This window comes from Bacillus sp. FSL K6-1012 (genome assembly GCF_037964915.1).
In the GTDB taxonomy this organism is placed as follows: Bacteria; Bacillota; Bacilli; order Bacillales; family Bacillaceae; genus Bacillus; species Bacillus halotolerans.
Genome location: NZ_CP150175.1, coordinates 142,473 through 165,372 on the forward strand (window position 1 = coordinate 142,473; position 22,900 = coordinate 165,372).

General features: G+C 44.4%; 26 protein-coding genes, 2 rRNA genes and 1 pseudogene. 27 read left to right on the forward strand and 2 right to left on the reverse strand.

From position 1 onward, the window contains the following. Window positions 1-23: 23 nt before the first annotated feature. From rplR to salA, 24 genes and pseudogenes are all read left to right on the forward strand, one after another. Window positions 24-386 carry a 50S ribosomal protein L18 gene (gene rplR / locus NSS75_RS00805; protein WP_044153410.1) on the forward strand — a complete coding sequence of 121 codons (363 nt, stop codon included), beginning with the start codon at window positions 24-26 and terminating at the stop codon, window positions 384-386. A gap of 24 nt (window positions 387-410) precedes the next feature. Further along, on the forward strand, window positions 411-911 hold the full coding sequence (gene rpsE / locus NSS75_RS00810; RefSeq protein ID WP_003156493.1) for a 30S ribosomal protein S5: 501 nt from the start codon (window positions 411-413) through the stop codon (window positions 909-911). Window positions 912-924: 13 nt separating this feature from the next. Next, entirely contained in the window at window positions 925-1,104 is a 180-nt protein-coding gene (gene rpmD, locus NSS75_RS00815; protein WP_003156497.1) for a 50S ribosomal protein L30, read from the forward strand. Window positions 1,105-1,134: 30 nt separating this feature from the next. After that, a complete protein-coding gene (gene rplO, locus NSS75_RS00820) occupies window positions 1,135-1,575 on the forward strand; it encodes a 50S ribosomal protein L15 (RefSeq protein ID WP_003225819.1) in 441 nt (146 codons plus the stop codon). Between the two features lies 1 nt (window position 1,576). Further along, a complete protein-coding gene (gene secY / locus NSS75_RS00825; RefSeq protein ID WP_044153408.1) occupies window positions 1,577-2,872 on the forward strand; it encodes a preprotein translocase subunit SecY in 1,296 nt (431 codons plus the stop codon). Between the two features lie 54 nt (window positions 2,873-2,926). Next, the gene (locus tag NSS75_RS00830) at window positions 2,927-3,580 is read left to right on the forward strand and encodes an adenylate kinase (RefSeq protein ID WP_010332780.1); all 654 of its coding nucleotides are present in this window, start codon (window positions 2,927-2,929) and stop codon (window positions 3,578-3,580) included. Continuing rightward, the gene (map, locus tag NSS75_RS00835; RefSeq protein ID WP_044153406.1) at window positions 3,577-4,323 is read left to right on the forward strand and encodes a type I methionyl aminopeptidase; all 747 of its coding nucleotides are present in this window, start codon (window positions 3,577-3,579) and stop codon (window positions 4,321-4,323) included. Before NSS75_RS00830 ends, map begins: the two co-directional genes overlap by 4 nt. A gap of 64 nt (window positions 4,324-4,387) precedes the next feature. Continuing rightward, window positions 4,388-4,674 (forward strand): annotated as a pseudogene (locus NSS75_RS00840) (KOW domain-containing RNA-binding protein). Next, window positions 4,652-4,870: a translation initiation factor IF-1 gene (infA, locus tag NSS75_RS00845; RefSeq protein WP_003156508.1), complete on the forward strand. Its 219-nt coding sequence runs from the start codon at window positions 4,652-4,654 to the stop codon at window positions 4,868-4,870. The pseudogene NSS75_RS00840 and the gene infA overlap by 23 nt, the downstream one beginning before the upstream one ends. A 33-nt stretch (window positions 4,871-4,903) precedes the next feature. Then, a complete protein-coding gene (gene rpmJ, locus NSS75_RS00850) occupies window positions 4,904-5,017 on the forward strand; it encodes a 50S ribosomal protein L36 (RefSeq protein WP_003156543.1) in 114 nt (37 codons plus the stop codon). 22 nt (window positions 5,018-5,039) lie between these two features. After that, a complete protein-coding gene (gene rpsM, locus NSS75_RS00855; protein ID WP_003156545.1) occupies window positions 5,040-5,405 on the forward strand; it encodes a 30S ribosomal protein S13 in 366 nt (121 codons plus the stop codon). 20 nt (window positions 5,406-5,425) lie between these two features. Continuing rightward, window positions 5,426-5,821 (forward strand): 30S ribosomal protein S11, encoded by a 396-nt coding sequence (gene rpsK / locus NSS75_RS00860; RefSeq protein WP_010332782.1) that lies wholly within the window; start codon window positions 5,426-5,428, stop codon window positions 5,819-5,821. Between the two features lie 176 nt (window positions 5,822-5,997). Further along, window positions 5,998-6,942, forward strand: coding sequence for a DNA-directed RNA polymerase subunit alpha (locus tag NSS75_RS00865; RefSeq protein ID WP_010332783.1), 945 nt, complete (start codon window positions 5,998-6,000; stop codon window positions 6,940-6,942). Between the two features lie 77 nt (window positions 6,943-7,019). After that, entirely contained in the window at window positions 7,020-7,382 is a 363-nt protein-coding gene (gene rplQ / locus NSS75_RS00870) for a 50S ribosomal protein L17 (RefSeq protein WP_003225836.1), read from the forward strand. A 129-nt stretch (window positions 7,383-7,511) separates the two neighbouring features. Beyond that, window positions 7,512-8,357 carry an energy-coupling factor ABC transporter ATP-binding protein gene (locus tag NSS75_RS00875; protein WP_339235331.1) on the forward strand — a complete coding sequence of 282 codons (846 nt, stop codon included), beginning with the start codon at window positions 7,512-7,514 and terminating at the stop codon, window positions 8,355-8,357. After that, window positions 8,333-9,202, forward strand: coding sequence for an energy-coupling factor ABC transporter ATP-binding protein (locus tag NSS75_RS00880; protein ID WP_095714782.1), 870 nt, complete (start codon window positions 8,333-8,335; stop codon window positions 9,200-9,202). Before NSS75_RS00875 ends, NSS75_RS00880 begins: the two co-directional genes overlap by 25 nt. Then, window positions 9,199-9,996 carry an energy-coupling factor transporter transmembrane protein EcfT gene (locus NSS75_RS00885; protein WP_339235335.1) on the forward strand — a complete coding sequence of 266 codons (798 nt, stop codon included), beginning with the start codon at window positions 9,199-9,201 and terminating at the stop codon, window positions 9,994-9,996. The genes NSS75_RS00880 and NSS75_RS00885 overlap by 4 nt, the downstream gene beginning before the upstream one ends. Window positions 9,997-10,005: 9 nt before the next feature. Then, window positions 10,006-10,749 (forward strand): tRNA pseudouridine(38-40) synthase TruA, encoded by a 744-nt coding sequence (truA, locus tag NSS75_RS00890; protein WP_105955678.1) that lies wholly within the window; start codon window positions 10,006-10,008, stop codon window positions 10,747-10,749. A 161-nt stretch (window positions 10,750-10,910) separates the two neighbouring features. Continuing rightward, on the forward strand, window positions 10,911-11,348 hold the full coding sequence (gene rplM, locus NSS75_RS00895) for a 50S ribosomal protein L13 (protein WP_003241966.1): 438 nt from the start codon (window positions 10,911-10,913) through the stop codon (window positions 11,346-11,348). A 20-nt stretch (window positions 11,349-11,368) separates the two neighbouring features. Beyond that, complete coding sequence (gene rpsI / locus NSS75_RS00900; RefSeq protein ID WP_003225846.1) at window positions 11,369-11,761, forward strand: 30S ribosomal protein S9; 393 nt, start codon at window positions 11,369-11,371, stop codon at window positions 11,759-11,761. A gap of 683 nt (window positions 11,762-12,444) precedes the next feature. Then, window positions 12,445-13,212: a class I SAM-dependent methyltransferase gene (locus NSS75_RS00905; RefSeq protein WP_095714778.1), complete on the forward strand. Its 768-nt coding sequence runs from the start codon at window positions 12,445-12,447 to the stop codon at window positions 13,210-13,212. Window positions 13,213-13,432: 220 nt separating this feature from the next. Further along, window positions 13,433-13,876 carry a YbaK family protein gene (locus NSS75_RS00910; RefSeq protein WP_044153396.1) on the forward strand — a complete coding sequence of 148 codons (444 nt, stop codon included), beginning with the start codon at window positions 13,433-13,435 and terminating at the stop codon, window positions 13,874-13,876. 59 nt (window positions 13,877-13,935) lie between these two features. After that, the gene (cwlD, locus tag NSS75_RS00915; protein ID WP_044153395.1) at window positions 13,936-14,649 is read left to right on the forward strand and encodes an N-acetylmuramoyl-L-alanine amidase CwlD; all 714 of its coding nucleotides are present in this window, start codon (window positions 13,936-13,938) and stop codon (window positions 14,647-14,649) included. A 95-nt stretch (window positions 14,650-14,744) separates the two neighbouring features. After that, window positions 14,745-15,803 carry an iron-sulfur carrier protein/transcriptional regulator SalA gene (gene salA / locus NSS75_RS00920; RefSeq protein ID WP_103672513.1) on the forward strand — a complete coding sequence of 353 codons (1,059 nt, stop codon included), beginning with the start codon at window positions 14,745-14,747 and terminating at the stop codon, window positions 15,801-15,803. A 36-nt stretch (window positions 15,804-15,839) separates the two neighbouring features. Here the strand turns inward: salA and gerD are convergent, their stop codons facing one another. After that, entirely contained in the window at window positions 15,840-16,397 is a 558-nt protein-coding gene (gene gerD / locus NSS75_RS00925) for a spore germination lipoprotein GerD (protein ID WP_010332792.1), read from the reverse strand. A gap of 109 nt (window positions 16,398-16,506) precedes the next feature. On the opposite strand from gerD, the gene kbaA reads away from it, so the two are divergent. Then, complete coding sequence (kbaA, locus tag NSS75_RS00930) at window positions 16,507-17,103, forward strand: KinB-signaling pathway activation protein (protein ID WP_044153392.1); 597 nt, start codon at window positions 16,507-16,509, stop codon at window positions 17,101-17,103. A 1-nt stretch (window position 17,104) separates the two neighbouring features. Here kbaA and pdaB read toward each other — a convergent pair whose 3' ends face one another. Then, window positions 17,105-17,869: a polysaccharide deacetylase family sporulation protein PdaB gene (gene pdaB, locus NSS75_RS00935; protein WP_101861377.1), complete on the reverse strand. Its 765-nt coding sequence runs from the start codon at window positions 17,867-17,869 to the stop codon at window positions 17,105-17,107. Between the two features lie 351 nt (window positions 17,870-18,220). Between pdaB and NSS75_RS00940 the strand changes: the two genes are divergently transcribed. Together NSS75_RS00940 and NSS75_RS00945 are read left to right on the forward strand one after the other, a co-directional pair. After that, window positions 18,221-19,770: ribosomal RNA gene (locus NSS75_RS00940) — 16S ribosomal RNA — on the forward strand. A 169-nt stretch (window positions 19,771-19,939) separates the two neighbouring features. Then, window positions 19,940-22,867: ribosomal RNA gene (locus tag NSS75_RS00945) — 23S ribosomal RNA — on the forward strand. Together the 16S and 23S rRNA genes form the textbook arrangement of a ribosomal RNA operon. Window positions 22,868-22,900 lie beyond the last annotated feature (33 nt).

A 22,900-nucleotide genomic window follows, 5' to 3' on the forward strand; every position in this document is an offset into this window, starting at 1 on the left:
AAGTGAAGAAAGGAGTGACCTAGATGATTACGAAAACTAGCAAAAATGCTGCTCGTCTTAAAAGACACGCTCGTGTTCGCGCTAAACTTTCTGGTACTGCTGAAAGACCGCGTCTTAACGTTTTCCGTTCAAACAAGCACATTTACGCTCAAATCATCGATGATGTAAATGGTGTAACACTTGCTAGTGCATCTACTCTCGATAAAGACTTGAACGTTGAAAGCACTGGAGATACTTCAGCTGCTGCTAAAGTTGGAGAATTAGTTGCAAAACGCGCTGCTGAAAAAGGCGTTTCTGACGTAGTATTTGACCGTGGCGGATACTTATACCATGGACGTGTAAAAGCTTTGGCTGATGCCGCTCGTGAAGCTGGACTTAAATTTTAATAAAAGAAGGAGGGACACATGATTATGCGTCGTATTGACCCAAGCAAATTAGAGTTAGAAGAACGCTTAGTTACGGTTAACCGCGTAGCGAAAGTTGTTAAAGGTGGTCGTCGTTTCCGCTTCGCAGCTCTAGTCGTTGTCGGTGACAAAAACGGACACGTAGGATTCGGTACTGGTAAAGCACAAGAAGTACCAGAAGCGATCCGCAAAGCTGTTGAAGATGCGAAAAAGAATTTAATTGAAGTACCAATGGTTGGAACTACAATTCCACATGAAATCATCGGACGTTTCGGTGCAGGTAACATCTTGTTAAAACCTGCTTCTGAAGGTACTGGAGTTATCGCTGGAGGCCCTGTACGTGCGGTACTTGAGCTTGCTGGTGTAGCTGACATCCTTTCTAAGTCTTTAGGTTCTAACACACCGATCAACATGATTCGTGCAACACTTCAAGGCTTAAGTGAACTTAAGCGTGCTGAAGAGGTTGCGAAGCTTCGTGGAAAATCTGTAGAAGAACTGTTAGGATAAGGAGGGAATATTAATGGCTAAATTAGAAATTACCCTCAAACGAAGTGTAATCGGTCGCCCGGAAGATCAACGCGTTACTGTGAGAACACTTGGTTTAAAGAAAACAAACCAAACTGTTGTTCATGAAGACAACGCTGCGATTCGTGGTATGATTAATAAAGTATCTCATTTAGTTTCTGTTAAAGAACAATAAAAATAATTGATCGGATAAGGAGGTGTCCTAATGAAACTTCATGAATTAAAACCTTCAGAAGGTTCACGCAAAACGCGTAATCGCGTAGGTCGTGGTATTGGTTCTGGCAACGGTAAAACAGCTGGTAAAGGTCACAAAGGTCAAAACGCTCGTTCTGGCGGCGGTGTACGCCCAGGGTTCGAGGGGGGACAAATGCCTTTATTCCAACGTCTTCCTAAACGCGGTTTTACTAACATTAACCGTAAGGAATACGCTGTAGTCAACCTAGACAAATTGAACGGTTTTGCAGAAGGAACGGAAGTCACTCCTGAACTTCTTCTTGAGACTGGTGTTATAAGCAAACTTAATGCAGGAGTAAAGATTCTTGGCAACGGTAAATTAGAGAAAAAATTAACTGTAAAAGCCAATAAATTCTCTGCTTCTGCGAAAGAAGCTGTTGAAGCTGCTGGCGGTACAGCTGAGGTGATCTAACTTGTTTAAAACAATCTCCAACTTTATGCGTGTGAGTGATATCCGGAATAAAATCATATTCACTTTACTCATGCTTATCGTCTTTCGCATAGGTGCGTTTATTCCTGTGCCGTATGTTAACGCTGATGTGTTACAGGCACAGTCTCAAATGGGAGTATTTGATCTTCTTAATACATTTGGCGGCGGTGCGCTTTACCAATTCTCTATTTTCGCAATGGGGATTACTCCTTATATCACAGCTTCAATCATCATCCAGCTGCTTCAGATGGATGTTGTGCCGAAGTTTACTGAGTGGTCTAAGCAGGGTGAAGTCGGCCGCCGTAAATTGGCTCAGTTCACAAGATACTTTACGATTGTCCTTGGATTTATCCAAGCGTTGGGTATGTCATACGGATTTAACAATTTGGCTAACGGATTGCTGATTGAAAAATCCGGCGTATCCACATATCTGATTATCGCTTTAGTACTCACTGGCGGAACTGCCTTTTTAATGTGGCTTGGAGAACAAATCACTTCTCATGGAGTAGGCAACGGAATATCGATCATTATCTTCGCGGGGATTGTGTCTAGTATTCCGAAAACGGTTGGACAAATATATGAGACTCAATTTGTCGGCAGCAACGATCAGCTGTTTATTCATATTGTGAAAGTCGCTCTTCTTGTGATTGCGATTTTAGCAGTTATTGTTGGAGTTATTTTCATTCAGCAAGCTGTACGGAAAATTGCGATTCAATATGCTAAAGGCACAGGTCGTTCACCTGCTGGCGGAGGTCAGTCTACTCACCTTCCATTGAAAGTGAATCCTGCCGGTGTTATTCCAGTAATCTTTGCGGTTGCGTTTTTAATAACACCGCGTACGATCGCGTCATTCTTTGGAACAAACGATGTGACAAAGTGGATTCAAGCCAACTTTGACAATACACATCCGGTGGGGATGACTATATATGTTGCGTTAATTATTGCCTTTACGTACTTTTATGCTTTTGTCCAGGTTAATCCTGAACAAATGGCTGATAACCTTAAAAAACAGGGTGGCTATATCCCGGGGGTTCGTCCAGGGAAAATGACTCAAGATAGAATTACGAGCATTTTGTATCGACTTACGTTTGTGGGTGCTTTATTCTTAGCCGTGATTTCCATTCTTCCTATCTTTTTCATTCAATTCGCTGGATTGCCTCAAAGTGCACAAATTGGCGGAACATCTTTGTTAATTGTTGTCGGGGTAGCCTTGGAGACAATGAAACAACTAGAAAGCCAGTTGGTGAAACGAAACTACCGTGGATTTATGAAAAACTAGAGGAAATGGATTTATCCATTCCCTCTTAATTAAGAGAGGACGGGGGAAATCCGAATGAACTTAGTCTTAATGGGGCTTCCTGGTGCCGGTAAAGGTACACAGGGCGAACGAATTGTTGAGGATTATGGAATACCTCACATCTCAACAGGAGATATGTTCCGTGCTGCTATGAAAGAGGAAACATCACTCGGACTCGAAGCAAAATCTTATATTGATAAGGGAGAGCTCGTACCTGATGAAGTCACAATTGGAATTGTCAAAGAAAGACTTGGCAAAGATGATTGTGAAAGAGGTTTTCTTCTGGACGGATTTCCGCGAACAGTCGCTCAAGCCGAAGCTCTTGAAGAAATTCTTGAAGAATACGGCAAGCCGATTGATTATGTCATTAACATTAAAGTTGATAAAGATTCTTTAATGGAACGTCTGACTGGACGCAGAATTTGCAGTGTTTGCGGCACAACCTATCATTTAGTCTTTAATCCGCCGAAAACGCCGGGTGTTTGTGATAAAGACGGAGGCGAACTCTATCAACGGGCAGATGATAATGAGGAAACAGTCTCTAAACGGCTTGAGGTAAACATGAAGCAGACTCAGCCTTTACTCGATTTCTATTCTGAGAAAGGTTATCTTGTAAACGTGAATGGCCAGCAGGACATTCAAGATGTTTATGCAGATGTGAAGGATCTTCTTGGAGGATTAAAAAAATGATTATCTGTAAAACCCCACGTGAACTTGGTATCATGCGGGAAGCAGGGCGAATCGTGGCTTTGACTCACGAAGAGTTAAAAAAGCACATTAAACCAGGAATCTCGACAAAAGAATTGGATCAAATTGCCGAACGTTTTATTAAGAAGCAGGGTGCAATCCCATCTTTTAAGGGGTATAATGGGTTTCGCGGGAGCATTTGCGTATCAGTGAATGAAGAGCTCGTTCACGGCATTCCTGGCAGCAGGGTGCTGCGTGACGGTGACATCATCAGTATTGATATCGGTGCTAAATTAAATGGTTATCATGGTGACTCTGCATGGACATATCCGGTAGGAAACATCAGTGATGATGATAAAAAACTTCTGGAAGTGACAGAGGAATCTTTATATAAAGGCTTGCAGGAAGCAAAACCAGGTGAACGTTTGTCGAATATTTCCCACGCAATACAAACGTATGTCGAAAATGAGCAGTTTTCAGTTGTTAGGGAGTATGTCGGACATGGTGTTGGTCAAGACTTGCATGAGGACCCGCAAATTCCTCATTACGGTCCGCCCAACAAAGGACCACGGCTTAAACCTGGCATGGTTCTCGCTATTGAACCTATGGTGAACGCTGGCAGCCGCTATGTGAAAACTTTGGCTGATAACTGGACGGTTGTAACGGTAGATGGGAAAAAGTGTGCTCATTTTGAACATACAATTGCGATTACGGAAACGGGTTTTGATATACTGACAAAAGTCTAGATGATGACATCATTCCGAAGGCAGATGTTTTTCCGGCTTGATAGGGCAGAAGGTTCGGTTTAACATTGGCAGGAACGAATTCATCTTGCCGTTGTCGGTTGTCGGTGGAATTGTAATCATCATGTACTAATAGCAGACGGAGAAAAGCGTACATTTCATTCTCCTAAGAAATAGAATATCAATCATTTAACCCTTTATGATTGCGTATCTCCGGAAGTTCAGAACAGTATAAACGAAACAGGGCGTGTGACAAACGGAAAACTGAGATTTTCTCTTTTGAAATTTGTCAGAAAGCAAGTTACTGATTTGAAGAAGGGAGAACACTTGAATGGCGAAAGACGATGTAATTGAAGTGGAAGGTACGATAGTCGAAACATTGCCAAACGCGATGTTCAAAGTTGAACTCGAAAATGGACACACTGTTTTGGCTCACGTATCTGGTAAAATCCGCATGCACTTCATTCGCATTTTACCTGGAGACAAAGTTACGGTAGAATTATCTCCATATGACTTAACTCGTGGCAGGATTACGTACCGTTACAAATAAAGCACTCCGGAAACTGAAGGAGGTTGGAAACACATGAAAGTGAGACCATCAGTTAAACCAATCTGCGAAAAATGTAAAGTTATTCGCAGAAAAGGAAAAGTAATGGTGATCTGTGAAAATCCAAAGCATAAACAAAAACAAGGATAATTTATAAGGAGGTGCCCAGAGAATGGCTCGTATTGCTGGTGTAGATATCCCACGTGACAAACGTGTTGTTATTTCTTTAACATATGTCTTCGGAATTGGCCGCACAACGGCTCAGCAAGTCTTGAAAGAGGCTGGTGTTTCAGAAGATACTCGTGTGCGTGATCTTACTGAAGAAGAACTTGGTAAAATCCGTGATGTTATTGACAAACTGAAAGTAGAAGGTGACCTTCGCCGTGAAGTTTCTCTTAACATTAAGCGTCTGATCGAAATCGGAAGCTACCGCGGAATCCGTCATCGCAGAGGTTTGCCTGTTCGCGGACAAAACTCTAAAAACAATGCGCGTACTCGTAAAGGTCCGCGTCGTACTGTAGCTAACAAGAAAAAATAAGTAAGGGAGGTACCTAAACAATGGCTGCTGCTCGTAAATCTAACACGCGTAAACGTCGCGTGAAAAAGAATATTGAGTCTGGAATTGCTCATATTCGTTCAACTTTCAATAACACGATCGTTACGATCACTGACACTCATGGTAATGCTCTTTCTTGGTCTAGTGCCGGAGCTCTAGGATTCAGAGGTTCTCGTAAATCTACTCCTTTTGCTGCACAAATGGCTGCAGAAACAGCTGCTAAAGGTTCAATCGAACATGGACTTAAAACTCTTGAGGTTACTGTAAAAGGCCCTGGTTCAGGTCGTGAAGCTGCTATCCGTGCGCTTCAAGCTGCTGGATTAGAAGTCACTGCTATCAGAGACGTAACTCCTGTTCCTCATAACGGATGCCGTCCACCAAAACGTCGCCGCGTGTAATTTGTTTGTATAGATTTTGTGTCCCTGTCAATAATGGGTTATGATACAGTTATTTATTAAACGAATGCACCGACTCGTTGCCTGAGCACATACGGGACTAAACAATGGGGAATTTCGGATGGAATCTCATATGATTCTATTCGAGGTTTCGACGTTTTGAAGGAGGGTTTTAAGTAATGATCGAGATTGAAAAACCAAAAATCGAAACGGTTGAAATCAGCGACGATGCCAAATTTGGTAAGTTTGTCGTAGAGCCACTTGAGCGTGGATATGGTACAACTCTGGGTAACTCCTTACGTCGTATCCTCTTATCCTCACTCCCTGGTGCCGCTGTAACATCAATCCAGATAGATGGTGTACTGCACGAATTCTCGACAATTGAAGGCGTTGTGGAAGATGTTACAACGATTATCTTAAACATTAAAAAGCTTGCATTGAAAATCTACTCTGATGAAGAGAAGACGCTAGAAATTGATGTACAGGGTGATGGAACTGTAACAGCAGCTGATATTACACACGATAGTGATGTAGAGATCTTAAATCCTGATCTTCATATCGCGACTCTTGGTGAGAATGCGAGTTTCCGAGTTCGCCTTACTGCTCAAAGAGGACGTGGGTATACGCCTGCTGACGCAAACAAAAGAGACGATCAGCCTATCGGCGTGATTCCGATCGATTCAATCTATACGCCAGTTTCTCGTGTATCTTATCAAGTAGAGAACACTCGTGTAGGCCAGGTTGCAAACTATGACAAACTTACACTTGATGTTTGGACTGATGGAAGCACTGGACCTAAAGAAGCGATTGCGCTTGGTTCAAAGATTTTAACTGAACACCTTAATATATTCGTTGGTTTAACTGACGAAGCTCAGCATGCTGAAATCATGGTTGAAAAAGAAGAAGATCAAAAAGAGAAAGTTCTTGAAATGACGATTGAAGAATTGGATCTTTCTGTTCGTTCTTACAACTGCTTAAAGCGTGCGGGTATCAACACGGTTCAAGAGCTTGCGAACAAGACGGAAGAAGATATGATGAAAGTTCGTAATCTAGGACGTAAATCACTTGAAGAAGTGAAAGCGAAACTAGAAGAACTTGGACTCGGACTTCGCAAAGACGATTGACTAGTTTCCCTTGTGAACTAGGATTTTCGTGTGTTTATAATTCAGAAAAAGCATTCCAATAAAGGAGGGGACATCACATGTCATACAGAAAACTAGGACGTACGAGTGCACAGCGTAAGGCTATGCTTCGTGATCTTACAACTGATTTGATCATCAACGAAAGAATCGAAACAACTGAAACACGTGCGAAAGAACTTCGCTCTGTAGTTGAAAAAATGATCACGCTTGGCAAACGCGGTGATCTTCACGCTCGCCGTCAAGCTGCTGCATACATCCGCAACGAGGTTGCTAACGAAGAAAATAACCAAGATGCACTTCAAAAATTATTCTCTGACATTGCAACTCGTTACGAGGAGCGCCAAGGTGGATACACACGTATTATGAAGCTTGGTCCTCGCCGTGGTGACGGAGCACCAATGGCAATTATCGAATTGGTTTAATCACATATTTTTGTGTATCTAAAGAAGGGCGGGACAGTTTCTAACTGGATCTATGCCCTTTTTTTAGATACTGCAACTTTTTCAATAGAGAGACAAGCAGAGTATGAGCTGAGAGGAGGCCGGTTGTCCGTGAATCAAAATCAGTTGATATCGGTAGAGGATATCGTTTTTCGATATCGGAAAGACGCAGAAAGACGAGCACTAGATGGCGTCTCCCTGCAGGTGTATGAGGGTGAATGGCTTGCAATTGTAGGTCATAACGGTTCAGGGAAATCAACACTGGCCCGGGCATTGAATGGTTTAATCCTTCCTGAATCAGGCGACATAAAGGTTGCTGGAATTCAACTGACAGAGGAGTCAGTGTGGGAAGTGCGTAAGAAGATTGGAATGGTCTTTCAAAATCCGGATAACCAATTTGTCGGAACGACAGTTCGCGATGATGTGGCTTTTGGTTTAGAAAACAATGGTGTACTGCGGGAAGAAATGATTGAGAGAGTAGATTGGGCTGTCAAACAGGTCAACATGCTGGATTTTCTTGATCAAGAGCCGCACCATCTCTCCGGAGGCCAAAAGCAGAGAGTTGCGATAGCAGGGATTATTGCCGCACGTCCTGATATTATTATCTTAGATGAAGCAACATCCATGCTTGACCCGATCGGGCGAGAAGAAGTGCTTGAAACGGTAAGACTTTTAAAAGAGCAAGGCATGGCAACTGTCATCTCGATTACACATGATCTGAATGAGGCAGCAAAAGCTGACAGAATCATTGTCATGAATGGCGGTAAGAAATATGCCGAGGGTACGCCTGAAGAAATTTTTAAATTGAATAAGGAACTTGTTCGAATCGGGCTTGATTTACCCTTCTCATTCCAGCTCAGCCAGCTCTTAAGAGAAAATGGACTGGCTTTGGAAGAAAATCATTTGACTCAGGAAGGGCTGGTGAACGAGCTATGGACATTACAATCAAAGATGTAGAGCATCGCTATCAGATAAAGACGCCGTTTGAGCGCCTTGCCCTGTATGATATCAATGCATCGATTAAGGAAGGCAGCTATGTGGCCGTAATAGGGCATACAGGCTCCGGTAAATCCACTCTTCTTCAGCACCTGAATGGTCTCCTGAAGCCTACAAAGGGGCATATTTCATTAGGCAGTACCGTTATACAGGCAGGAAAAAAGAATAAAGAGCTTAAATCCCTCCGAAAAAAAGTCGGAATCGTTTTCCAATTCCCCGAACATCAATTATTCGAAGAAACAGTTCTCAAAGATATTTCATTTGGACCGATGAACTTTGGTGTGAAAAAGGAAGACGCTGAACAAAAAGCGAGAGAGATGCTGAAGCTTGTAGGTTTATCTGAAGAGCTTCTGGACAGATCACCTTTTGAATTAAGCGGAGGACAAATGCGCAGGGTTGCAATTGCCGGGGTGCTTGCGATGGATCCTGAAGTGCTTGTTCTCGATGAGCCGACAGCAGGGCTGGATCCAAGAGGGCGAAAAGAGATCATGGACATGTTTTATGAGCTCCACCAACGGGGAAACCTGACGACAATTCTTGTTACCCACAGCATGGAGGATGCGGCTGCCTATGCTGATGAAATGATCGTGATGCATAAAGGAACTATCCAGGCATCAGGCAGTCCGCGAGACTTGTTCTTAAAAGGGGAAGAAATGGCCGGCTGGGGGCTGGACCTTCCGGAAACGATTAAATTCCAAAGACAGCTGGAAGCCGCACTTGGTATCAAATTTAAAGAACCTCTGCTCACGATAGAAGATGCCGCTGCTGAAATCCGTGCTCTCTTTCAGGGGGGGAAAACCTTATGATGGACAGCATGATTATCGGCAAGTATGTGCCGGGTTCTTCACTTGTGCACCGGCTTGACCCAAGAACAAAATTGGTTACGATCTTTTTGTTTGTCTGTATCGTTTTCCTGGCCAATAATGTGCAGACATATGCGCTGCTTGGTTTATTTACAGCAGGCGTTGTTTCCTTAACAAGAGTTCCTTTTTCCTTTTTGATGAAAGGGCTAAAGCCGATCATTTGGATTGTTCTTTTTACGTTCCTGCTTCATATTATCATGACACATGAAGGGCCGATCATTTTTGAACTTGGCTTTTTCAAGATCTATGAGGGCGGTTTGGTACAAGGGATCTTCATTTCCCTTAGGTTCGTCTATCTGATTTTAATGACAACTCTATTAACGCTGACAACAACACCTATTGAGATTACCGATGGGATGGAACAGCTGCTCAACCCATTTAAAAAATTGAAGCTTCCTGTTCATGAGCTGGCTCTTATGATGTCGATCTCTTTACGGTTTATCCCAACCTTGATGGAGGAGACAGATAAGATTATGAAGGCTCAGATGGCGAGAGGCGTTGATTTTACAAGCGGACCGCTTAAAGACAGAGTGAAGGCAATTGTGCCGCTGCTAGTCCCACTCTTTGTCAGTGCGTTTAAGCGTGCTGAAGAGCTTGCGGTTGCAATGGAAGCAAGAGGCTATCAAGGCGGAGAGGGACGCACTAAATACAGAAAGCTTGTATGGACGGCAAAGGATACTTCTGTCATCGTCAGCTTGTTCATATTGGCTGCTCTGTTATTTTTCTTAAGGGCTTAGAGGTGCTTTATGAGACTGAAATGCACAATTTCTTATGACGGACATTTGTTTAAAGGATATCAAGTACAGCCGGGGAAGAGAACGGTTCAGGATGAGCTGGAGAAGGCGCTGGCTGTCCTGCATAAGTCACAAGACAGAATCCCTGTCGTTTCCTCTGGAAGGACGGACAGCGGGGTTCATGCAGCCGGACAGGTGATTCATTTTGATACACCGCTCTCTATTCCGGCTGAGAGATGGCCATATGCTTTAAATGCACTGCTTCCGGATGATATTGCAGTCAAAACGGCAGAAATTGCGGATGATGGGTTCCATGCACGATTTAGCGCAGTTAAAAAGGAATATCGCTACTTTGTATACACGGAGAAACACCCGGACGTATTTAAACGGCATTACGCTTACCATTTTTCATATCGCCTCAATGTGCAGAACATGAGAGAAGCGGCAAAGCATCTTTTAGGAACACATGATTTTACAAGCTTTTGTGCGGCTAAAACGGAAGTGCAGGACAAAGTGAGAACGATTTACGAACTCGATTGGACTGAGACTGATGACGGCCTGCAAATGAGGATCACAGGCAGCGGTTTCCTATATAATATGGTCAGAATTATTGCAGGTACTTTGCTGGATGCAGGTATTGGAAAAATTTCTCCTGATGATGTGAAATCCATGCTGGAAGCGAAGGACCGCGAAGCAGCAGGGCGCACAGCACCGGGACACGGACTGTACTTATGGAACGTTTACTATGACAACTAAACCAGGTGTATAATATTTTCTTGACAGAGTCTGCATAAAGTTATAAGATATCATATGGTATGTATTTCAACCCCACGATAAGCCCCGGAACTTATTGTGTTGTGAAATAGAACGTAATCGAAGTTTATTGAAAATGACAGATCATTTAGGAGGGAAATTCAATGCGTACAACACCTATGGCTAACGCAAGTACTATTGAACGCAAGTGGTTAGTTGTTGATGCTGCTGGCAAGACTTTAGGTCGTCTTTCTTCAGAAGTTGCAGCTATCCTTCGCGGAAAACACAAACCAACTTACACACCACACGTTGATACTGGAGATCATGTGATCATCATCAACGCTGAAAAAATCGAGTTAACTGGTAAAAAGTTAACTGACAAAATCTACTACCGTCACACTCAACATCCAGGCGGATTAAAATCAAGAACTGCTCTTGAAATGCGTACAAACTACCCTGAGAAAATGCTTGAGCTTGCTATCAAAGGCATGCTTCCAAAAGGTTCTCTAGGTCGTCAAATGTTCAAAAAATTGAACGTATACCGTGGTTCTGAGCATCCACATGAAGCACAAAAACCTGAAGTTTACGAACTTCGCGGTTAATTAAAAAGGAGGTTACCAATTTGGCACAGGTTCAATATTACGGTACTGGCCGTCGTAAAAGCTCTGTAGCGCGTGTGCGCTTAGTTCCAGGAGAAGGTCGTATCGTCGTTAATAATCGTGAAATCAGCGAGCACATCCCATCTCCAGCTCTAATCGAAGATATCAAACAACCATTAACTTTGACTGAAACAGCTGGAACTTATGATGTTTTAGTAAACGTACATGGAGGCGGCTTATCTGGTCAAGCTGGAGCAATCCGTCATGGTATTGCTCGTGCTTTGCTTGAAGCAGATCCAGAATACCGTGCAACACTTAAACGTGCAGGTCTTCTGACTCGTGACGCTCGTATGAAAGAACGTAAAAAATACGGTCTTAAAGGCGCTCGTCGTGCACCTCAGTTCTCAAAACGTTAATTTTACGTTTCAAAGCTCTCAACCATGGGTTGGGGGCTTTTTTTATTTTCTTTTAAGAATTAAAACAGAAGCGATTAAACAGGCATCCTTTTTTTGCTTTATAAAACGATCGTCTTTAAATGCCGGTCTTTCTCACAAGGTTTCGAATAGTTTAACCTCAGCTCCAGCACAAAATATGTCACCTTTCAATTCAATGCTTCAATGATCTATCTTGAGCCCCTGTAAACGAACGATGAATTCAAACGCTATGGTTGGTGTATCTGCATCTAGATAAATAGAGCGCATCTGCGTGCTCCATTCAAACGTCCTTTGCAAATGGCATACGCATTTATTCGCTAAAATGGTTTGTTATCACAAATTGAAGGATTTTCAACTCGTTTTTGGAAACACGGAACCGTTCAAATACCAATTCGCATCGCAGAAAGAAACGTCTAGTGCTGAAGTGAGTCTTACATAAGTGTTCAAATGCCATAGGGCAATGAAAAGCTTAATGCCGGCATCAAGTGCTTTGTCATTAATTTGATTTGAAAAAGTGATATTATAATCACTAGCAATAAAATCACATATCTCCTTTGTTAATTTATTGCGGTTTTATGAATTTTTTTCCGAATATGCAAAGGGAAAGCGGTATCAATCTAGAAATATTTGTTATACTCTAAACATTAAAGTAAGGAGAACGATTCATGAATGCGTTAGTAGATCATAATAGCAAAGCCTGGGATCAAAAAGTAGAGACAGGCAATGAATGGACTGTTGCTGTAGAGCGGCATGTCATTGAACAAGCGAAAAAAGGGAATTGGGATATAAGGTTAACACCTATTAAAAATGTGCCAAAGGATTGGTTTCCTCCTGTAAAAGGCTTGAAGGTGCTTTGTTTGGCTTCAGGAGGCGGACAGCAGGCCCCGGTTTTAGCGGCAGCCGGAGCGGATGTCACCGTCTTAGATAACTCAGAACAGCAGCTTGGACAGGACAGAATGGTTGCTGATCGCGACGGCTTGACCATACGCACCGTGAAAGGAAGTATGGATGATCTCAGTCAATTTGAAGATGAATCATTTGATTTCATCGTACATCCAGTTGCCAATGTTTTTGTTGAAGATATCCTGCCGGTTTGGAAAGAAGCGCACCGCGTGCTGAAAAGAAATGGCGTTTTAATTTCAGGATTTGTTAATCCAGTTGTTTTTCTGTTTGACATTGAATTAGAAGAGCAGGGCGTTTTAAAAGTAAAGCACTCTATTCCATACGCCGACTCAGAAGATCTTCCAAAACATAAGGTGAAAAAGCTGATTGAAAATAATGAAGCTCTGGAATTCGGGCATTCCTTAGAAGACCAAATTAAGGGACAGCTCGATGCCGGTTTTATTGTCACTGGTTTTTATGAAGATAAAGGCGGTTTTGTATTGGATCAATACATTAATACATATTCTGCAACAAGAAGCATTAAAGTATGAAGGCAGCGACCTATTAGAGGGAGCTGCCTTTTATTATTGTGCTGCCTCTGCTTTTGTGAACAAACATACGTTCCCTTCCCCGCAGAAAGCTGCTTTTTTTACACTCTTTTTAATATGTTCAAGTTATCGACACCTTCATTTGGGCGAATTTCCAACCGAATTTGGGCATGGTTTCACCTCCCAAACCTCAAAATAACCGGTAAAAGGAGAGTGAATTTGTATGGCAGAGGTACTGTCTTTTATGGATGTGAAACGCCAAAAGGATTTTGAATTAGAAAAAAACTTGCTCAAAGAACTCTCACTTAGACAAATCATTCAGTCTGTAAAGGCATGTCTTACTCCATTATTTCCATTTTTGCAGGATGAAAGGGACGTTATTAGTGAAGGCTGTATTGATTTTGCGATAGAAGCTTATTTGTTAGGCGGGCGTTTCGGGGTTTTCGGGTATTATGGAGAATCTATGCAAAGTGTTAGTGCCCGCTCTGCAAGGGAAGAAGAAGAGCTTCGTATGGAGTTTTTTGAATACCTTTATCATTGGACACATGAGCAATACGCAACGTTTGATAAAAACACAGTTTATGAAGCTGCACGAAAATTCATCAAAGACTGGTGGACAGAAGGGTTTGTCCAAAGAGAAAAACAATGTAAGCTTCGCATGCGTTAATCATATTTCCCGACCCTGTCCCATACTTATGTAATAACGGACAAGCGGGAGGGGAAGGGATGAGGAAAAAGCTTAAATGGCTCAGTTTTATGCTAGGCTTCATCGTATTACTGTTTCTATTCAAGTATCAATTCAGCAATAACGATTCTTGGAATCCGTGGAGTCTGCCTTTGAGCGGAAAAATTATTTATCTTGATCCAGGTCATGGCGGGCCTGATGGAGGGGCAGTGGGCGGCAAGCTGTTAGAGAAGGATATAACCCTGGAAGTGGCTTTCAGAGTCAGGGATTATCTTCAGGAACAAGGGGCCTTAGTGATTATGACTAGAGAAAGTGACACCGATCTAGCTCCTGAAGGGACAAGAGGCTATAGTAAACGAAAAGCGGAAGACTTAAGACAGCGAGTGAACTTAATTAACAATTCAGAGGCTGAGCTCTACCTTAGCATTCATCTTAATGCGATCCCGTCACAAAAATGGAGCGGAGCCCAAAGCTTTTATTACGGAAAATACGAGGAAAACGAGAAAATTGCAAAATATATTCAGGATGAGTTGAGAACAAACCTGGAGAATACAACCCGAAAAGCAAAGAGAATTCATGGTATTTACTTAATGCAAAACGTCACAAAACCAGGTGCGCTTGTGGAAGTCGGTTTTTTATCCAATCCTGGAGAAGCAAAGATGCTGGGGAAACCGAAATATCAGGACAAAGTGGCATCTTCCATATATAAAGGAATATTGAGATACTTTACAGAAAAAGGCGACCCTCCGGAGTAAAGGAGGGTTTTCTCATGGTTCTAAGCAAAAGACACCTGCTGTTTATGTATGATATAATAATGTTTGTAAACGAATACACAAAAGGGTGAGGTTCGATGATAAGAGAAGATGAAGTAAGAAAACTAGTCGGTGAAATGCGCGAACCTTTTCTTCAAAGACCTCTGGGAGAATTGGATGCCGTTAAGGAAGTAAAAATAAAGCCTGAAAAACGGCATGTCAGTGTAAAAGTGGCTCTTGCAAAAACCGGAACAGCAGAACAAATGCAGGTTCAGCAAGAAATCGTAAATGTCTTAAAAGGGGTAGGCGCTGAGACGGTAGGCCTTCGATTTGAAGAGCTGCCTGAAGAAACAGTTGCGAAATTTCGGGCGCCGTCAACAGAGAACAAAACATTGTTAAATATGGATAACCCGCCGGTTTTCCTTGCTGTAGCGAGCGGAAAAGGCGGAGTAGGCAAATCAACTGTGTCAGTGAACCTTGCTATTTCTCTGGCTCGGCTTGGGAAAAAGGTCGGTTTAATTGACGCGGATATCTACGGCTTTAGTGTGCCGGATATGATGGGCATTACAGTGCGTCCAACAATTGAAGGAGACAAACTGCTTCCTGTTGAACGCTTCGGTGTAAAGGTCATGTCGATGGGTTTCTTCGTTGAAGAAAATGCTCCTGTCGTCTGGAGAGGGCCAATGCTGGGCAAGATGCTCAACAACTTTTTCCACGAAGTAGAATGGGGAGAAGTAGACTATATCGTTCTCGATCTTCCGCCTGGAACAGGGGACGTCGCACTTGATGTACATACGATGCTTCCGAGCAGTAAAGAAATTATCGTATCAACGCCGCACCCGACTGCAGCCTTTGTTGCGGCCAGAGCGGGGTCTATGGCTATTAAAACAGATCATGAGGTCGTTGGCGTCATAGAGAACATGGCTTATTATGAAAGTGCAAAGACTGGGGAAAGAGAATATGTCTTTGGCAAAGGCGGCGGAGATAAACTTGCTGAGGAGCTTAAAGTGCCTTTGCTCGGCAGAATACCGTTGAAACAGCCTGATTGGGATAAAGATCAATTTGCTCCGTCTGTTTATGACGAAAGCCATCCAATCGGTGAAATATATCATGACATTGCAAAAAAAGTCGTTGAAAAAATGGAAGTGCAAATATAAAAAAGGCGAACCGGGATTTTTGATCCCGGCTTCCCTTTACTCACCTTCTTTAGCGGTTTCTGCTGCTGCTTTTTTCAGTTCATCTTCGAACTGTTTTTTGTAAAGCGGACTAGAAAGTGTCTCGGTAATTACTTGTTCTAAATAACTGCGGAATTCTTGGCTTTTTGCCAGTTCGCTGTATTTTTTATTCATTCCCGGGTCCTGCATAACACTCATCAGCATTTTCTGGTAATCCGGATCCTTCATCAGCTTTTTAATTACTTTTTCATGCTCTGTTTGAAGGGTTTTAGCAAAGCTTTCCGCAAATTCAGTGTCTTCAAAGATGTTTTTCCAAAAATCCGCACCTTTTTTAGAGGTGAGTGTTTTTTCTATTGTTCCTTTAATGGCATCCTGATCAATCACCAGTGCTTCATTCATCGCATCATCGTTTAATAATTCCTTAATTGCTTTCTTTCCATCATCTGTTTTTAATATATCAACAACCATTTTTTTGGTCTGATCATAATCCATATCCGCTGCTTGGTCTTTTGGAGCGCAAGCTGTTACAGATAATATCAAAAAACAGCCCATCAATAGCGTTTTGGCTTTTGACATGCTTAAGCTCCTTTCACATACTTATCTTACTTTTAATATGATTCATCCGGTTGGAATTATACATAACAAAATATCGCGATCTGCGATTTTTGAGGGGTTGAATAAAGAAATGAAAAGCCGTGGCTTAGTTCGTTTTTTCTTTTCTATTTTAGCTGTCGGAGCGGTTGTCACAAGTGTTGTGGGTTTTGCTTTAAAATGGGGGGGATATAAGGAGCTGTTTCTGAATTTTGAAGCGGGCCAGATTTTCTCTGTTTTATTTTGGTTTATCGGTGTCGGCATGATTTTTAGTGTCATCAGTCAAATGGGCTTTTTCGTGTTTTTAACAGTTCACCGATTTGCACTCGAAATATTAAGATCTTCATCTTTATGGAATTTACTGCAGCTGTTTTTCATCCTGTTTGTCGCTTTTGATTTAATGTACGTGCGGTTTTTATTTTTCGGAGATAGAGGAGAGTCAATGGCTGGCTATGCTTGGCTGCCGTTATTTTTATTGATCTTCGGTTTGCTTACCGCGTATATAAAACAAAAGCAGTCCTCAAAGAAAACGTTTGTGTCATCTTTATTTTTAATGGTTGTGATCACTGCATTGGAATGGTTTCCTGCGCTCAGAGTAAATGATGAGGACTGGCTTTACTTAATGCTCTTTCCGTTAATGGCGTGTAATGCTTTTCAATTGCTGATGCTGCCGAAGTTTGCAGCGAAATAATTTATTTTACTTCGGCGGATTTAGCATCTGTGTTTGCAATGAGATCTCCCACGTTGACATTTTTTAAACCTTTTTCTCTCATATGATGGATAATCTCAGGCAGGGCCTCTTCTGTTTGTTTAGCTGAGTCTGAGGCGTGTAAAAGAATAATGTCTCCTCCTGAAACTTGACGGTTTACATTATCGACGATTTTTTCAACGCCTGGATTCGTCCAGTCATGGGAGTTCACACTATAGTGAACGACTGTATAGTTATACTGCTTTGCGATTGATAGGACATTTTTATTGAACTGACCGGTAGGAGGTCTTAGGAGCCGTATGTCTTTGATTCCTAATTTTTCAAAGGCAGTCCGCGCACGGTTAATGTCCTTTTTTATTTCACTATCCTCTAGATTGGCATAGTTTTTATACGCATAACCCATACTTCCTATTTGATGGCCGTCCTTTACAATGCGAGCCACCGTGTCCGGGTGGCGCTCGGCCCAAGAAGCGGAAAGAAAAAACGTCGCGTTTTTGATGCCGTTGGTTTTCAGGGTATTAAGAATAGGCTCGGCTTTCTCATCGCCCCAGCTGATATCAAAGGTAAGAGCAATGTCTTTTGAATCTGTTTCTCCTTTATAAATGGCTTTCGGTCCGCTGTCAGTCGAAAACACAGGGAGCGGGACAGCTCTTTGGATATAAAAAAAGCTGGCTGCAGCAAATGCGGCGATAAGTATAATGATAAATTGTTTAACGCGTTTTATGTGCCACACATAGAAGTGATTCACTGATGATGCCTCCTTATCTTGTCCATCATTCTTGTGTTACATCTTATGTGCCTGGCCAAACGAATATAACTGATAAAAAGTCTCTTTAAAACAGATTAAATTAGTTATTGACCATTTGATAATATCCGTGTTATATTATTATTCGTCGCTGATGAACAGCTGACAACAAATAAAAGCTTCATTAACCCTTTAAAAAAAGTGTTGACTTAAAAGAAGCTGAATGTTATAGTAATAAAGCTGCTTCGTTAAGCGGCATAAATGATCTTTGAAAACTAAACAAGACAAAACGTACCTGTTAATTCAAGTTTTAATATAAATCGCACAGCGATGTGCGTAGTCAGTCAAACTACTTTATCGGAGAGTTTGATCCTGGCTCAGGACGAACGCTGGCGGCGTGCCTAATACATGCAAGTCGAGCGGACAGATGGGAGCTTGCTCCCTGATGTTAGCGGCGGACGGGTGAGTAACACGTGGGTAACCTGCCTGTAAGACTGGGATAACTCCGGGAAACCGGGGCTAATACCGGATGCTTGTTTGAACCGCATGGTTCAAACATAAAAGGTGGCTTCGGCTACCACTTACAGATGGACCCGCGGCGCATTAGCTAGTTGGTGAGGTAACGGCTCACCAAGGCAACGATGCGTAGCCGACCTGAGAGGGTGATCGGCCACACTGGGACTGAGACACGGCCCAGACTCCTACGGGAGGCAGCAGTAGGGAATCTTCCGCAATGGACGAAAGTCTGACGGAGCAACGCCGCGTGAGTGATGAAGGTTTTCGGATCGTAAAGCTCTGTTGTTAGGGAAGAACAAGTACCGTTCGAATAGGGCGGTACCTTGACGGTACCTAACCAGAAAGCCACGGCTAACTACGTGCCAGCAGCCGCGGTAATACGTAGGTGGCAAGCGTTGTCCGGAATTATTGGGCGTAAAGGGCTCGCAGGCGGTTCCTTAAGTCTGATGTGAAAGCCCCCGGCTCAACCGGGGAGGGTCATTGGAAACTGGGGAACTTGAGTGCAGAAGAGGAGAGTGGAATTCCACGTGTAGCGGTGAAATGCGTAGAGATGTGGAGGAACACCAGTGGCGAAGGCGACTCTCTGGTCTGTAACTGACGCTGAGGAGCGAAAGCGTGGGGAGCGAACAGGATTAGATACCCTGGTAGTCCACGCCGTAAACGATGAGTGCTAAGTGTTAGGGGGTTTCCGCCCCTTAGTGCTGCAGCTAACGCATTAAGCACTCCGCCTGGGGAGTACGGTCGCAAGACTGAAACTCAAAGGAATTGACGGGGGCCCGCACAAGCGGTGGAGCATGTGGTTTAATTCGAAGCAACGCGAAGAACCTTACCAGGTCTTGACATCCTCTGACAATCCTAGAGATAGGACGTCCCCTTCGGGGGCAGAGTGACAGGTGGTGCATGGTTGTCGTCAGCTCGTGTCGTGAGATGTTGGGTTAAGTCCCGCAACGAGCGCAACCCTTGATCTTAGTTGCCAGCATTCAGTTGGGCACTCTAAGGTGACTGCCGGTGACAAACCGGAGGAAGGTGGGGATGACGTCAAATCATCATGCCCCTTATGACCTGGGCTACACACGTGCTACAATGGACAGAACAAAGGGCAGCGAAACCGCGAGGTTAAGCCAATCCCACAAATCTGTTCTCAGTTCGGATCGCAGTCTGCAACTCGACTGCGTGAAGCTGGAATCGCTAGTAATCGCGGATCAGCATGCCGCGGTGAATACGTTCCCGGGCCTTGTACACACCGCCCGTCACACCACGAGAGTTTGTAACACCCGAAGTCGGTGAGGTAACCTTTATGGAGCCAGCCGCCGAAGGTGGGACAGATGATTGGGGTGAAGTCGTAACAAGGTAGCCGTATCGGAAGGTGCGGCTGGATCACCTCCTTTCTAAGGATATTTACGGAATATAAGACCTTGGGTCTTATAAACAGAACGTTCCCTGTCTTGTTTAGTTTTGAAGGATCATTCCTTCGAAACGTGTTCTTTGAAAACTAGATAACAGTAGACATCACATTCAATTAGTAACACAAGATATCACATAGTGATTCTTTTTAACGGTTAAGTTAGAAAGGGCGCACGGTGGATGCCTTGGCACTAGGAGCCGATGAAGGACGGGACGAACACCGATATGCTTCGGGGAGCTGTAAGCAAGCTTTGATCCGGAGATTTCCGAATGGGGAAACCCACCACTCGTAATGGAGTGGTATCCATATCTGAATTCATAGGATATGAGAAGGCAGACCCGGGGAACTGAAACATCTAAGTACCCGGAGGAAGAGAAAGCAAATGCGATTCCCTGAGTAGCGGCGAGCGAAACGGGATTAGCCCAAACCAAGAGGCTTGCCTCTTGGGGTTGTAGGACACTCTATACGGAGTTACAAAGGAACGAGGTAGATGAAGAGGTCTGGAAAGGCCCGCCATAGAAGGTAACAGCCCTGTAGTCAAAACTTCGTTCTCTCCAGAGTGGATCCTGAGTACGGCGGAACACGTGAAATTCCGTCGGAATCCGGGAGGACCATCTCCCAAGGCTAAATACTCCCTAGTGACCGATAGTGAACCAGTACCGTGAGGGAAAGGTGAAAAGCACCCCGGAAGGGGAGTGAAAGAGATCCTGAAACCGTGTGCCTACAAGTAGTCAGAGCCCGTTAACGGGTGATGGCGTGCCTTTTGTAGAATGAACCGGCGAGTTACGATCCCGTGCAAGGTTAAGCAGAAGATGCGGAGCCGCAGCGAAAGCGAGTCTGAATAGGGCGCATGAGTACGTGGTCGTAGACCCGAAACCAGGTGATCTACCCATGTCCAGGGTGAAGTTCAGGTAACACTGAATGGAGGCCCGAACCCACGCACGTTGAAAAGTGCGGGGATGAGGTGTGGGTAGGGGTGAAATGCCAATCGAACCTGGAGATAGCTGGTTCTCTCCGAAATAGCTTTAGGGCTAGCCTCAAGGTAAGAGTCTTGGAGGTAGAGCACTGATTGGACTAGGGGCCCCTACCGGGTTACCGAATTCAGTCAAACTCCGAATGCCAATGACTTATCCTTGGGAGTCAGACTGCGAGTGATAAGATCCGTAGTCGAAAGGGAAACAGCCCAGACCGCCAGCTAAGGTCCCAAAGTATACGTTAAGTGGAAAAGGATGTGGAGTTGCTTAGACAACCAGGATGTTGGCTTAGAAGCAGCCACCATTTAAAGAGTGCGTAATAGCTCACTGGTCGAGTGACTCTGCGCCGAAAATGTACCGGGGCTAAACGTATCACCGAAGCTGCGGACTGTTCTTCGAACAGTGGTAGGAGAGCGTTCTAAGGGCTGTGAAGCCAGACCGGAAGGACTGGTGGAGCGCTTAGAAGTGAGAATGCCGGTATGAGTAGCGAAAGAGGGGTGAGAATCCCCTCCACCGAATGCCTAAGGTTTCCTGAGGAAGGCTCGTCCGCTCAGGGTTAGTCGGGACCTAAGCCGAGGCCGAAAGGCGTAGGCGATGGACAACAGGTTGATATTCCTGTACCACCTCCTCACCATTTGAGCAATGGGGGGACGCAGGAGGATAGGGTAAGCGCGGTATTGGATATCCGCGTCCAAGCAGTTAGGCTGGGAAATAGGCAAATCCGTTTCCCATAAGGCTGAGCTGTGATGGCGAGCGAAATATAGTAGCGAAGTTCCTGATTCCACACTGCCAAGAAAAGCCTCTAGCGAGGTGAGAGGTGCCCGTACCGCAAACCGACACAGGTAGGCGAGGAGAGAATCCTAAGGTGATCGAGAGAACTCTCGTTAAGGAACTCGGCAAAATGACCCCGTAACTTCGGGAGAAGGGGTGCTCTGTTAGGGTGCAAGCCCGAGAGAGCCGCAGTGAATAGGCCCAGGCGACTGTTTAGCAAAAACACAGGTCTCTGCGAAGCCGTAAGGCGAAGTATAGGGGCTGACGCCTGCCCGGTGCTGGAAGGTTAAGAGGAGCGCTTAGCGTAAGCGAAGGTGCGAATTGAAGCCCCAGTAAACGGCGGCCGTAACTATAACGGTCCTAAGGTAGCGAAATTCCTTGTCGGGTAAGTTCCGACCCGCACGAAAGGCGCAACGATCTGGGCACTGTCTCAACGAGAGACTCGGTGAAATTATAGTACCTGTGAAGATGCAGGTTACCCGCGACAGGACGGAAAGACCCCGTGGAGCTTTACTGCAGCCTGATATTGAATGTTGGTACAGCTTGTACAGGATAGGTAGGAGCCTTGGAAACCGGAGCGCTAGCTTCGGTGGAGGCATCGGTGGGATACTACCCTGGCTGTATTGACCTTCTAACCCGCCGCCCTTATCGGGCGGGGAGACAGTGTCAGGTGGGCAGTTTGACTGGGGCGGTCGCCTCCTAAAAGGTAACGGAGGCGCCCAAAGGTTCCCTCAGAATGGTTGGAAATCATTCGCAGAGTGTAAAGGCACAAGGGAGCTTGACTGCGAGACCTACAAGTCGAGCAGGGACGAAAGTCGGGCTTAGTGATCCGGTGGTTCCGCATGGAAGGGCCATCGCTCAACGGATAAAAGCTACCCCGGGGATAACAGGCTTATCTCCCCCAAGAGTCCACATCGACGGGGAGGTTTGGCACCTCGATGTCGGCTCATCGCATCCTGGGGCTGTAGTCGGTCCCAAGGGTTGGGCTGTTCGCCCATTAAAGCGGTACGCGAGCTGGGTTCAGAACGTCGTGAGACAGTTCGGTCCCTATCCGTCGCGGGCGCAGGAAATTTGAGAGGAGCTGTCCTTAGTACGAGAGGACCGGGATGGACGCACCGCTGGTGTACCAGTTGTTCTGCCAAGGGCATCGCTGGGTAGCTATGTGCGGACGGGATAAGTGCTGAAAGCATCTAAGCATGAAGCCCCCCTCAAGATGAGATTTCCCATTCCGCAAGGAAGTAAGATCCCTGAAAGATGATCAGGTTGATAGGTCTGAGGTGGAAGTGTGGCGACACATGGAGCTGACAGATACTAATCGATCGAGGACTTAACCTAATTTCTAATGATGTCACACCTGTTATCTAGTTT